This is a genomic window from Acinetobacter sp. YH12099 (assembly GCF_013419195.1).
Lineage (GTDB): Bacteria > Pseudomonadota > Gammaproteobacteria > Pseudomonadales > Moraxellaceae > Acinetobacter > Acinetobacter towneri.
In genome coordinates this window covers 68,411-80,489 of the sequence record NZ_VPAP01000009.1, presented here as the reverse complement: position 1 = coordinate 80,489, position 12,079 = coordinate 68,411, and the positions used below count along the sequence as shown (strand labels likewise).

Below are 12,079 nucleotides of genomic sequence, written 5' to 3'. Positions count from 1 at the left end.
AATGTGGTCTTTTATTTTTTGCTTAGCTCTACAGGCATTGGAAATGTAAGTCAGCAAGTTAAAGAAATAAACGAGCCTAAAAAGAATTATGGAATGAGATTTGGTAGGTAACAATCAAATTACATTTATTAAAGGAAATGTTAAATAAAAACTTTAATATTTAATGAGCAAAATTAAATAAGTGATAAAAAATGAAAAAACTATTCGCATTGAGTTTACTAGTATCATCGACATCCGTCTTAGCAGCTTTGCCTCCGTTTACATCCCAAAATCTAGAAGGATACAAGGGCATTCAAAGAGATAGTATGTCTCGCTTGAGGGTTAATCTAACAGTTTCTAGTAATAATGATGCTGGGGAGATTAATATTTCTAATTTAACTTTGTGTTCAGCAACTGCTTGTTGGAAAGCCGATGTTAATAAGTATGTACCTGTTGTAAATAGTAGTACCACGAGAGGGCAACTAGTCGCAGACGTATTAATTCCAAATAATGAACAAATTAGAGAAGTTTTCTTTGAACCGACTACAGGTAAACAATCAATTGAAGGGAATTTAAAGTTTAAAGAAACTGTAAAAATTGATCCTGAATATCAAGGACAGAACTTATATATTGTTTTAGATAAAACCAGTAAAGGAAATGGTGTATTGCGCTACTTTCCAGTAGCCAGTACTGCGTTACCTTTTAACCCTGAACTAAAATATTATCTAATTGATCCAAAGTTTAATCAGTCGATTAATCTGAATAGTAAAAGTACGATTACTTTTCCATCTAAATTCTTGGCTCAACCTCAACTATTTACTATTGCTGAGCATAACGTAGGTAAGAAATTTCCAATGCTTGATATATATCCTTATATCAAGGGAAGGAATAACCTTAAGATTAAGTTAGCCGAAGTAGATAAAGGTGCTAATACTAAAACAGGAAATCGGATAATAAAATTATTAAATTTTTCGGAGATAACTTCTACTGAAACTCGTTTAATTGAGGGATCTGATACTCCCAGTAGTGCCGCGCAATAAGTCTCTATGGCTGCGGCTGCTGCAACTTGTGCATCTACAATAGGCTCTAATTTAGCGAGTTATCGAAGCCTTGCGACAAGTACAGGGGTAGTAAAGATTTCAGCATGTGAACATATAGCCCCTAATATTTATACCGCTTTTATTAATTCAAAAGATAGTCGTATTAAGTATGACTTACCTGTATCTGTGGCTACTGAGTGCGTTTAAAAGCATCACAACGCCTTTCGGGGCGTTTTTTATGACATTTTTGAGAAATTTCAGCAACGTGCTTTAATTCCCGCCTACTTTTATGTATAGAATGAAGCAAATAGGGGAATTTTTATGCAAACGTTTCGTTCTAAAAAAGATTGGTGGGTTTTGGCTTTTGTGATTTGTATGTCTGGTCTATTGATTCAGTTATTGCTGACCATGTACGCCAAAGGCACGATGCCAGCATTTCCTGTGCACACAGGGGTGTATTTCATTACCATTTTTGTGTTGTGGTGGCCTGTGTTCAATACGCGTTATCAGGTTGATGCAGAACGCTTGCAGATCCGTTGCATGTTTTTAAAATGGGACATTCCACGCGACAGTATTCAAAAAATATCTAAAACCAATAATTCTGTAGCGTCACCTGCTTTGTCGCTGAAGCGTTTAAAAATTGATTATCTTCAAGCGGGGCAGCCAAAATTTGTATTGGTTTCACCTAAAGATCAGACCAAATTTAGTCAAGCCTTGGGAATGGAAATTACCGACTAATCCCTAGGGTCTGTTGACATTTCATAAATGGCTTGCGCTGTAGGCTAAAACTGAGCAGATCAGGCATGAAACGCAGGGAATAGCGAGACTATTGCCAAGTTTCATAACGCAATCTGAGAAAGTTTTAGCCACAGTCCTTCGGAACGAGCATATTTTTTGCTGCTATTGCGTTATGAGTCAGTCATTTAGAATGACTAAATTTCCTGCCTCATGCCTTATATCAGCTAAAAAACCTTGCGAGATATATCTCTCACGTCGCAAACATAGACGAATTGTCAACAGACCCTAGGCTTTTTAAGCAAAAATAAGCATCAAAACTTTGAGGATGAGCAGAGTGGCATTCTCAAGATTCACGCAGTATAAGTCGCGGGCTTATTCTATTTTGAGGTGCAATTGATTTGCACTGCAATCTACACATATTTCCGATTTTTCAGGATACTTTAAAAAATATAAAGCTAAAATAGGCTCAAGTTCGGTACGAATTTTGCGCCCCAAATGCCGTGCGCCGTAACGAATATCATGCCCCTGATAAAAATAGGCTTTAGCTGCTGCAGTCAGTTCGACTTGGCGTTGTTGATGCTGCAGGCGATGGTTTAACTTTTCCAATTCAATTTCAACCAATTGCGGCAGGGCATCAGCAGATACCGCTTGATAATGCAAACTACGGTCAATCCGATTTAAAAATTCAGGGTCAAATTTACGCTGCATGACTTTTTCAATGATCCGTTGTGTGGGCATGTGTTTTAAGCACAGTTGTTGTACTTTTTGCGGCAACAGATTCAATTTATCTAAGTATTGTTGTGCGGCTTGAGCACCCACATTGCTGGTCATAAAAATCATGCAATTGCGAAAGTCGATGGTTTTGGTGCCTGCAGTCAGGGTCAGTTTGCCTGTATCTAGCACATTCATTAAGCCACGTATCACTTCGCTTGAGGCTTTTTCCAGTTCATCAAATAACATAATGCCTGGGCGGGTGTGCGAACCTGCAATCGCAGTTTCATCAAATAAACTATGGCCTTCTTTAGAGCCGACATAGCCAGGAGGCGCGCCTGTGAGTGCAGCCGCATAGTGTTCCTGCGCCAAGGTATTCATATCAATGCGGCAGAAGGCATCGGGGCGACCATAAATGGCTTCGGCAATCAGGCGCACCGTTTCGGTCTTGCCAACACCTGTCGGGCCAAGCATTAAAGTCACTGAAAGTGGTCGCTCTGTGCTGGAGAAATCGGCCTTGACCACATACAGCATTTTTTCGATTTCATTCAGCGCTGCATCTTGTCCAATAATCCGTTGACGTAACAATTGCATGACTTGTGTAGGTTCAAAATGAAAGCGCGGCTTGCCAATCAAACGGTCTTTGGCGGATACATACTGATGTGTACTGATCGGCTGGGACGTTGCGGATTGAATGGTCGGTATGCCGTGTGGTGCGGTCGTCATCCTGCACTTTCCTTCTGCTGACAAGATGCCTGAGCATAGCAAATCTTGTGTTGCCGACTGATCGTTTTTAGCACTGAGCTGATCGTTTTAGTGGATAGATCATGCGCTATGCCACAGGATAAAGCTTGAAAAAATCAGATAAAGCAGCACATCATGTAAAGAATGTAGCAAGAATAGGATGACTCGTGAACCCAAACGCAGGTGAGCATATCGAGAAAATTTTGGCAAATATGACCCAATTGCCAGGGGTTTACCGTATGTTGGGTAAAGACGGGGAGTTGTTATATGTCGGCAAAGCCAAAAATTTAAAAAACCGAGTGTCGAGTTATTTTGTCAAAACCATCGAGCATCCTAAAACGCAGGCTTTAGTGGCGCGTATTTATGATATTGAAACTTTGGTGGTGCGTTCCGAAACTGAAGCGTTATTGCTTGAACAAAATCTGATTAAGCTGCATCGTCCACCGTACAATATTATGCTGCGCGATGATAAGTCCTATGTTTATATTTTTGTGTCGGCAGATCAGCCTTATCCGCGTATTGCCAGTGGACGCGGCAAAGGCAAGCATCAGATAGGCAAGTTTTTTGGGCCTTATCCGAGTGCGTACAATGCCCGCGATACTTTGGTGGTGTTACAAAAACTGTTTAATGTGCGGCAGTGTGAAAACAGTTATTTTGCTCAACGGCAGCGTCCGTGTTTGCAATATCAGATCAAACGCTGTTCGGCACCGTGTGTAGGATTGATTTCGCCCGAAGAATATAAAGAAGATGTTAATAATTCGATTCGATTTTTACAGGGCGATAGTAAAGAACTGAATCAGCAATTGATTGCCAAAATGGAAGCTGCAGCCGAAGCGTTGGAATTTGAAAAAGCAGTCTTTTACCGTGACCGTATGGCTTTGTTGCGTGATGTGCAGGCACAGCAAGCCATTTATAAACTCAAAGGCGAAGCCGATATTATCGCAATTGCTTATCAGGCAGGTGTGACCTGTGTGCAAATTATGCATGTGCGCAATGGCAAAATGCTGGGCGGTAAAAGCTATTTTCCTGATATGTTGGGCGATGATTTGGGGCAAATGTTGGCCGATTTTATTGCCAACTTTTACTTTCAGGTGGCCGATGAAATTCCAGCGGAATTGATTGTTAATGTGGAAGTGGCAGATTGCAAAGAGTTGGAACAAGCCTTACAGCAACACTTCGATAAAAAAATTCAAATTAAACATAAAGTGCGTGAAACCCGTGCCGAGTGGCAAGAATTGGCACAAATGAATGTGCAGCATGCTATTAAAGGTAAACTCGCTAATCACTTTGAATTAAATGAGCGTTTTCATCAGTTAGAACAAGTGGTTGGACGCCCCATTGATCGAATTGAATGTTTTGATATTTCGCACACTATGGGCGAAGACACTGTGGCATCTTGCGTGGTATTTGACAGTGGTGGTATTCGCAAACGTGATTATCGACAATTTTCAATTCAGGATATTCAGGCTGGAGATGACTATGCTGCCATGCGCCAAGCTTTAACGCGCCGTTATAAAAAAGCCATGCTGCCCGATTTATTGCTGATTGATGGCGGTAAAGGGCAGTTGAATATGGCGATGGAGGTCATGCAGGAGTTAGGATTGGATGCCTTTATGATTGGGGTGTCCAAAGGCGAAGGACGCAAACCTGGTCTAGAAACGCTACATTTTACCGATGGCAGCAAAATTCAGCTGCCTGAAGATCATAAGGCGCTGCATTTGATTCAGCAGGTACGTGATGAAGCACACCGATTTGCAATTACCAAGCACCGTGCCAAGCGCGATAAAAAACGTGGCTCATCAATACTTGAAGTGATTCCGGGCTTAGGGCCAAAACGTCGTCGTGATTTACTCACCCATTTTGGTGGCATACAAGGTGTCCTGAAAGCTTCTGAAAAAGAGTTGACTTTAGTACCCGGACTGGGTGAAGTAATGGCGCGTACGATTTATAAAGTGCTGCATGAATGACTAAATTTCCTGCCTCATGCCTTATATTAGCTAAAAATCTTGCGAGATATATCTCTCACGTCGCAAACATAGACGAATTGTCAACAGACCCTATTTACTGCATAAAAAGCAGTATTTTCTACAAAGGTAAATAGCAAAAAAGTGCATTGACTCTGTCGTCATTGAACATTCACATCAGATCGAAACCCTGTAATATCAACCACAACATTGTTTAAGGAAAAGCTATGTCGTTGCTACAGACCTATCAAGCCATTGCCGAGCAAGAATGGATAGACATCCCGCTTGGGTGGTTACAGGGGCGCACTATTTATGGTGGATTGGTGGCAGGTTTGATGATGCAAAAAGCCCAGCTTTGTATTGCCGATCCGAAAAAGCGCTTGCTAAGCAGCAGTGTCACGTTTGTCGGACCTGTGCAACAAGGTCGGGCACGGCTCACGGCGGAAATTCTGCGTGAAGGCAAATCTGTGACCAGTGTCGAAGTTCGTTTATGGCAGGATGATGCAGTACAAAGCATTTTAATTGCCAGTTTTGGTGCGGCACGTGAATCCAGCATTGTGGTGCAACAAGAACGTACTGCGCCCAATTTTCCACCTGCAACGGAATTGCCTGTTACACAGCATCATCCTTTAGCACCTGAATGTTTTCAGCAGATGGATTTGGTTTGGTCTGAAGGACAATATCCGTTTACTGCTAGTCATAAACCTGATTTTGCAGGCTGGATGCGTTTTAACCCAAAACAGCATACGAATCGTGCCATGACCATTGCCGATTTGATGGTGGCTTTTGATATGTGGCCGCCTGGAGTACTGCCGATGTTTGAGCAGCTCGCTCCTGCCAGTTCACTGACTTGGCATGTGACCTATGTCAATCCTTTGCAAAATCAGCTGCAAGATTGGATGAAATATAAAGTTTTTACCGATCATGCTAGCGGTGGTTATGCCACAGAATATGCGCACTTATGGGATGATCAGGATCGGCTAATAGCGATTGCCCGACAGACCATCACCGTGTTTGCCTAGTGACACCTACTAGCATTTCGTATAAAGTGAAGCCTATTCACGATGACAAATCCTCAAAAAACTTGTGAATATGCAGCGTAAAGAGGGGAAACATTGGCGGTGTCTATGACAACAGGTCGTATCCTGAACATTCCAAATATATTAACTTTGGCTCGAATCGCCTTGATTCCTGTTTTTTTGTTGGTGGCGTATTGGCCGCCTGCAATGGGCGTAAATGGTTATGATGGTGGCATGACGCGTCATATTATTTTGACGTCTATTTTTGTGATTGCTGCTGTGACCGACTGGTTTGATGGCTATTTGGCACGTACTTTGAATCAGACCTCTGCATTTGGGCGCTTTTTAGACCCTGTGGCCGATAAACTTATGGTCGCTGCGGCATTGATTGTTTTAGTGCAATGGCAACCGACTATTTCTATGGCTTTTGCCGCGATTGTAATTATTTCCCGTGAAATTACCGTATCTGCCTTACGAGAGTGGATGGCTGAACTCGGCGCACGTACCAGTGTGGCGGTGTCTACAGTGGGGAAATATAAAACAGCATTCCAAATGATTGCGATTTCAGTGTTCTTATTGAACTGGCAACCATTGGAAATGGTGGCTTATTTGTTGCTCTATACTGCTGTAATTCTAACGCTTTGGTCGATGTTTATTTATTTAAAAGCGGCATGGCCATATTTGAAACAACCTTAAATATCGTGATTCTTCATTAAAAAGTGCTTCTGATTGAAGCACTTTTTGATTAACTATGGGTTTCTTCCTCGGCATCATCCTCATAAGTTTTGGCAATTTTTTCAATATTTAAACTTTTTGCCATCGCATCAAAAATTTCTTTATAAACCCCATTTTGATGATAAAGCGCATCATGTTCGCCATGTTCCGCAATCCTGCCATCTTTCATGACATAGGTGTAATCGGCATCAATAATTTGCGATAAGCTATGTGAAATGATGATGACCGTACGCCCTTGTTTAATTTCATCGAGGCTTTGTTTGATTTGTTCGGTTGCAATGGCATCCAGACTAGCAGTCGGTTCATCTAAAAAAATAATAGGTGGATTTTTCAGGAACATACGTGCAAGGGCAATCCGTTGTTGTTGACCGCCTGAAAGCATGAGGGCATCTGCGTCATAAGCCTGAGGCAATTGCAAAATTTGTTCGTGAATAGAGGCTTTTTGGGCTGCCAGAATCACATCTTCCAAGCTTGCATCAGTTTTGCCATAACGAATATTTTCAAAAATAGAGCCTTGGAAAATATGATTTTTTTGCAAAACCAAGCCGATATGGTCACGCAAATATTGAGTGTCGATGTGGTTAATATCAATCCCATCGAGCTGAATTGTTCCCTGTTGTGGTTCATAGAATTTATCTAATAAACTGATCAGGGTAGATTTTCCTGCTCCCGACAATCCCACCAACGCGGTAATTTTATTGGGCTGAATCTGCATTTGAATGTCTTTGAGTGCATGATGTCCATTCGGATAAAAAAAGTTTACCTGTTGCAGATCAAACTGCCCTCGAATAACTGGTTTAAGCGTACCACTTGGCTCAATTTCATGCTCGGCTTCCAAAATTTGAAAGAAGCTTTCTGAATAGATCATTGCATCATTGACTTCATCATAAATACGATGCAATGAGCGAATTGGGGCAGAAACATTGCCAAACAGTAACACGTGATACATGATCATGCCGATGCTCATTTGTCTATCTAACACAAAATAAGCAGTTAAAATAATAATCAGCACCACGCCAATTTGTTCAATAAAGCTTTTTAAACCATCAAATAAAAAACTGGTTTGGCGAGTCTGCATTTGATTGTGGGTCAGTTTTTTCTGCAGGGTGAGTTGTTTTTCTGCTTCGATGCTTTCTCTGTTAAATGATTTAATCACGGTAATTGAGTTGATGATGCTGAGAATCCCTTGGCTTTTTTTCTCACGTCCATCACGTAAATTACGTCGCCAGCTTCCTAGTTTTTGTGCCTGCTGATAGGTCAGCCAAAAATAAATAGGCACAATGAGTGTCGCGACCAAACCCACATAAAAATTGGCATAATACATTAAGCCCAAAGCCACAATTGCACTGGTAAAGAGTGGCAAAATATCAATAAAGAAAATTTGCACTAAGCGGGTGAGCGAACCAATGCCACGATCTATACGTGTTTGTAATTTACCTGCTTGGTTGTTGTCCTGATTAAAAAAGGCCAGTCGATAACGCAAAAATTTCTCAATAATGCCCTGTGCCAAATCTTGTGACACAAAAATGCGTAGTTTTTCACCATAAAACTTCTGTCCAAACTGCACAAAGGCATTGATGATTTCTTTACCCAGCAAAATGGCTGAAATGGTGATTAAAATGTGCCAGCCTGCAGACAGACCTTGTCCTGCCTCAATTAAGGCGTTAATACGGTCAACAGCGTATTGTAAAGTTAGTGCATTGACTTGAGCTGTTAATGAGCCGATGAGCGTTAAAACTAAGGTAGCAATCACCAAGAGCTGATAAGGTCGAACGAAGGGACGCAATTTTTGAAATAAATGCCATAAATTCATAAGCTATTATTGTTATAAGAACGATGATTTTAAGTCTAAGGATGAACTTCACGACTCACAAGCCAAAAAGCTGTGTCATTTTGTGAGCAGTCCTGATCCTTGTTTTAGATTAAACAATAAGCTATTCAGCATAGGAATGACCATGAATCTAGAATTGTTTGCACCTGAGCGTTGTGACAACGTACTGCCTTATGACGGCATTGTGCAGGACTATGGTTTGGTGCTGAGTGCGGAGCATAGTGAGCGTTATTTGCAGTATTTTCTGCAACATTTGGCATGGCAGCCTGATGAAGGTCTGCTCTTTGGTCAGTATTATCGGACACAGCGCCAAGTGGCATGGTATGGCGATGAGCAGTATCAATATCGTTATTCGGGAGCAGTTAAGCAGGCACTGCTATGGCAGCCTGCTTTGTGGCGATTGAAACAGCAAATTGAACAATGGGTCGGGCATCCCTTTAATTCATGTTTGGCCAATTTATATCAAGATGGTACGCAGGGCTTGGGTTGGCACAGTGATGATGAGCCGAATTTAGGCAGACACGCTGTCATTGCATCTTTGAGTTTGGGGGCAACCCGTAAATTTTGTTTTCAGCATAAACACCGCGCCAACAAGGTTGAGCTACTGTTGCACAGCGGTCAGTTGTTGGTCATGCGTGGCACGACACAACACTATTGGAAACATGCCTTAATGAAGTCCAATAAAATTATACAACCCAGAATTAATCTGACCTTTCGCTATTTTCACACGGCTATTGAATAAAACTTGATTTAGCACTCTAAATCCTTATTCAGGAATAAATTTTAATTGTATTTAAATTCAGTGCTTTAAGGTATCAACAACCTAAATCTTTAAGTGAGTTCTATACTAAAACTGGTATTCAGTACTTCCACCTGTTTTTCAATTTGTTCTGCATTGTCCTGCAAAATTTCAATCAGTTTTTGCAAATTGACAAATTCAAAACGGTTTTTAGATGCCAGCAGCGTCAATGCATAAGGTGCATCTTTAGATGAAAAACGAATCGGTACAGATAAGCCTGCAATTTCTGCATCGAGTTCGCCGTTAGAAAAATAATAGCCTTGTTTTTTGATTTTGCGCATTTGCTGCAAAAAGTCATCTTCATCTTGTGCAAAATTGACTTGTGCCAATTCGTTAGAAAAACGTTGGTAATAGTCTAAAATTTTAGCTTTAGGCAGATGTGCCATAATAATTTTTGGCGATGAGCCGACATAAACAGGACGTGGGCAGCCGCGACCATAAGACAGCAAAGGCGTATCTTTAAAGATTTCGTGATGCACATCAATGCAGGAATCTTGATTGAGTTGGGTCAGCAAACAGCAAAATTCAGTACGTTCCGCAATTTTTTTCATAAACGGAATACTGATGGTGACCAATGGATCGGTCGTGCGAGAGATAAAATCCAATACTGCAATTTTTGGTCCTAGGGTGTAATCTCCTGATGTGCCACTCATGCGCTGCAACAACTCTGCCGAAACCAACTCTTTTAAATAGCGGTAACTGGTGGGCTTAGATAAACCGAGTTCCTCACTAATGGTATCTACATTAATGACAGGACGTGCGGTTGAAAATAAGTCTAAGACTGTGAGAATCTTGCCAAAGCTAGACAGTGCCATGCGGATTTACCCATTCACACCAAAAGGATGGTGTCACTTTATATCAAAAAATCGCCAGACCAATAGACTTTTTACAGATGGTCTTAGGCATTCTAACGATCAATGTCCCAATTCTTTTGCATTTGTCGATGTTATCTATTCAGAAATAGGATTTAAGGCTGAACGCCGTGAGGGTCACGATACCAGCTTTCAATCAATAGTGCTGCGGCAAGACTATCGGCAGCGAGTTTTTTACCACGCCCTTGGGCTTGATAATGATCAAGCTCATCACGTGCTTCACGTGTGGTTAGGCGTTCATCGACCATTAGGGTGTTGATATTGCTTTGATGGCGTAAGCGTCTAGCAAACTTACGCGCACGGGTAGACAGTTCTGACTCGCTATCATCCATATTTAAAGGTAAGCCCACTAGAAATAATTGTGGCTGATGTTGCTTGATAATTTTTAGCAAGTTTTCCCATTGCGGAATGCCATCTTTCATGGGAAAGAGGGCGAGAGGGGTCGCACTTTCAATCAGTGCCTGCCCCACAGCCATGCCCATTTTTTGCGTACCGAAGTCAAATGCCATAATGGTTTGGGCTTGTGTTGTTTCAGGCATGACCAATCTCGGAAGATAACCATGTTGGATCTACGCCCATTTTACGATAAGCGGCATCCCAACGATCGTCATAAGGTAAATTAAAAATTAAGTCCATGTCGGATTCGCAAATCAGCCAATCGCCCCGAGCAATTTCCTGTTCGAGTTGTTGTTTGCCCCAGCTGGCATAGCCTAAGGCAATTTGGTAGCGTCCAACGCCTTCATTGTGGGCAATTGCATCTAAAATATCTTTAGAGGTGGTGATACAGACATTTTCACCAACAGCGATAGATGAATGCCAAGTTGGCTGCCCTGTGTGTAAAACAAAACCTGCCTCAGGTCGTAATGGACCACCTTGTAAAACCTCGTGAGGATGCACATTATCGGCGTCTATATCTAAATCATTCAGTAATTCCTTGATCTGAATGCCAGAAGGACGGTTGATGATAATGCCTTGCGCACCATCTTCATCATGACGAGCCAAATAAATAACGGTATTTGCAAAAAAATCGTCATTCATATCGGGCGGGGCAATGAGACAGCGATGCGTCAGATATTGTTTGGTCACCTAAGCAATTCTCCTTAAACAGAGGTGGTGTAATAGAGTTAACAAGCCTTCTTTTGCAGCAGCGTAAACATTAAAGTTCAATTATGCAAATTACTATTACTTAGCTGTACTTATCCCATAAAACCACTCTGATGACAACTTTGCTTTGGTAAAAGTGAGACAAAGAATAAATAAAAGAATAAATCTAAAATTTAGAAAAAATGATGTCATTAAATTTATCTATTTAGTTACAAAGTTGAAGATATAGGAACATAATAATTGATTGCTTTATTATCTTTGTGAGGTGGGTTTGTTAAATGTTTCAGTGTATATTTTTTAATCTACTTTTTTAATTTTAACTAATGTGATTTCTGTTTTTTAATTGCAAAATAGGCGGTTTTACTACATTTAGATTCTCTTTTATTAAATATTAAGTTTGTCTAATGAGTAGTGGTTTTTTAATATAAAAAATCTATAAGTTTGTTTATCTCTTTTGTAAGTTTTGTACTTTAGTGTAAAATTTGTGTTTTTTATAGCTTGATATGTTTCAATAAATATACATAAAATACATATTGAAACAAA

The 12,079-nt window shown here is 40.8% G+C and carries 11 protein-coding genes; 6 read left to right on the top strand and 5 right to left on the bottom strand.

Annotation, left to right across the window (positions count from 1 at the left end):
* Positions 1 to 191: 191 nt before the first annotated feature.
* Together FTU39_RS07395 and FTU39_RS07390 are read left to right on the top strand one after the other, a co-directional pair.
* Complete coding sequence (locus FTU39_RS07395) at positions 192 to 1,019, top strand: hypothetical protein (RefSeq protein WP_242439149.1); 828 nt, start codon at positions 192 to 194, stop codon at positions 1,017 to 1,019.
* Positions 1,020 to 1,340: 321 nt separating this feature from the next.
* Positions 1,341 to 1,757 (top strand): PH domain-containing protein, encoded by a 417-nt coding sequence (locus FTU39_RS07390; RefSeq protein WP_004975829.1) that lies wholly within the window; start codon positions 1,341 to 1,343, stop codon positions 1,755 to 1,757.
* A gap of 372 nt (positions 1,758 to 2,129) precedes the next feature.
* Here FTU39_RS07390 and FTU39_RS07385 read toward each other — a convergent pair whose 3' ends face one another.
* Positions 2,130 to 3,194, bottom strand: coding sequence for an AAA family ATPase (locus FTU39_RS07385; RefSeq protein ID WP_180051941.1), 1,065 nt, complete (start codon positions 3,192 to 3,194; stop codon positions 2,130 to 2,132).
* Between the two features lie 185 nt (positions 3,195 to 3,379).
* Between FTU39_RS07385 and uvrC the strand changes: the two genes are divergently transcribed.
* The 3 genes from uvrC (at position 3,380) to pgsA (ending at position 6,891) form a co-directional block, all read left to right on the top strand.
* A complete protein-coding gene (gene uvrC / locus FTU39_RS07380; RefSeq protein ID WP_004975832.1) occupies positions 3,380 to 5,179 on the top strand; it encodes an excinuclease ABC subunit UvrC in 1,800 nt (599 codons plus the stop codon).
* Between the two features lie 224 nt (positions 5,180 to 5,403).
* Positions 5,404 to 6,198 (top strand): thioesterase family protein, encoded by a 795-nt coding sequence (locus tag FTU39_RS07375; protein WP_096901351.1) that lies wholly within the window; start codon positions 5,404 to 5,406, stop codon positions 6,196 to 6,198.
* A gap of 105 nt (positions 6,199 to 6,303) precedes the next feature.
* Positions 6,304 to 6,891 (top strand): CDP-diacylglycerol--glycerol-3-phosphate 3-phosphatidyltransferase, encoded by a 588-nt coding sequence (pgsA, locus tag FTU39_RS07370; protein ID WP_004975835.1) that lies wholly within the window; start codon positions 6,304 to 6,306, stop codon positions 6,889 to 6,891.
* Positions 6,892 to 6,940: 49 nt separating this feature from the next.
* Here the strand turns inward: pgsA and FTU39_RS07365 are convergent, their stop codons facing one another.
* Positions 6,941 to 8,743, bottom strand: a complete 1,803-nt coding sequence (locus FTU39_RS07365) for an ABC transporter ATP-binding protein (protein ID WP_154321120.1) — start codon at positions 8,741 to 8,743, stop codon at positions 6,941 to 6,943.
* Positions 8,744 to 8,885: 142 nt separating this feature from the next.
* On the opposite strand from FTU39_RS07365, the gene FTU39_RS07360 reads away from it, so the two are divergent.
* Positions 8,886 to 9,503 carry an alpha-ketoglutarate-dependent dioxygenase AlkB gene (locus tag FTU39_RS07360; RefSeq protein WP_179993499.1) on the top strand — a complete coding sequence of 206 codons (618 nt, stop codon included), beginning with the start codon at positions 8,886 to 8,888 and terminating at the stop codon, positions 9,501 to 9,503.
* 89 nt (positions 9,504 to 9,592) lie between these two features.
* Here FTU39_RS07360 and FTU39_RS07355 read toward each other — a convergent pair whose 3' ends face one another.
* The 3 genes from FTU39_RS07355 to FTU39_RS07345 form a co-directional block, all read right to left on the bottom strand.
* The gene (locus FTU39_RS07355) at positions 9,593 to 10,375 is read right to left on the bottom strand and encodes an IclR family transcriptional regulator (protein WP_004975841.1); all 783 of its coding nucleotides are present in this window, start codon (positions 10,373 to 10,375) and stop codon (positions 9,593 to 9,595) included.
* Positions 10,376 to 10,527: 152 nt separating this feature from the next.
* A complete protein-coding gene (ruvX, locus tag FTU39_RS07350) occupies positions 10,528 to 10,971 on the bottom strand; it encodes a Holliday junction resolvase RuvX (RefSeq protein ID WP_096901348.1) in 444 nt (147 codons plus the stop codon).
* Positions 10,964 to 11,518, bottom strand: a complete 555-nt coding sequence (locus FTU39_RS07345) for a YqgE/AlgH family protein (protein ID WP_180051940.1) — start codon at positions 11,516 to 11,518, stop codon at positions 10,964 to 10,966. The genes ruvX and FTU39_RS07345 overlap by 8 nt, the downstream gene beginning before the upstream one ends.
* Positions 11,519 to 12,079 lie beyond the last annotated feature (561 nt).

What these genes read in the sequence shown, in the direction of transcription:
- FTU39_RS07395 (WP_242439149.1), top strand. Translation starts at nt 192, where the DNA reads ATGAAAAAACTATTCGCATTGAGTTTACTAGTATCATCGACATCCGTC.
- FTU39_RS07390 (WP_004975829.1), top strand. Translation starts at nt 1,341, where the DNA reads ATGCAAACGTTTCGTTCTAAAAAAGATTGGTGGGTTTTGGCTTTTGTG.
- FTU39_RS07385 (WP_180051941.1), bottom strand. Translation starts at nt 3,194, where the DNA reads ATGACGACCGCACCACACGGCATACCGACCATTCAATCCGCAACGTCC.
- FTU39_RS07375 (WP_096901351.1), top strand. Translation starts at nt 5,404, where the DNA reads ATGTCGTTGCTACAGACCTATCAAGCCATTGCCGAGCAAGAATGGATA.
- pgsA (WP_004975835.1), top strand. Translation starts at nt 6,304, where the DNA reads ATGACAACAGGTCGTATCCTGAACATTCCAAATATATTAACTTTGGCT.
- FTU39_RS07365 (WP_154321120.1), bottom strand. Translation starts at nt 8,743, where the DNA reads ATGAATTTATGGCATTTATTTCAAAAATTGCGTCCCTTCGTTCGACCT.
- FTU39_RS07360 (WP_179993499.1), top strand. Translation starts at nt 8,886, where the DNA reads ATGAATCTAGAATTGTTTGCACCTGAGCGTTGTGACAACGTACTGCCT.
- FTU39_RS07355 (WP_004975841.1), bottom strand. Translation starts at nt 10,375, where the DNA reads ATGGCACTGTCTAGCTTTGGCAAGATTCTCACAGTCTTAGACTTATTT.
- ruvX (WP_096901348.1), bottom strand. Translation starts at nt 10,971, where the DNA reads ATGCCTGAAACAACACAAGCCCAAACCATTATGGCATTTGACTTCGGT.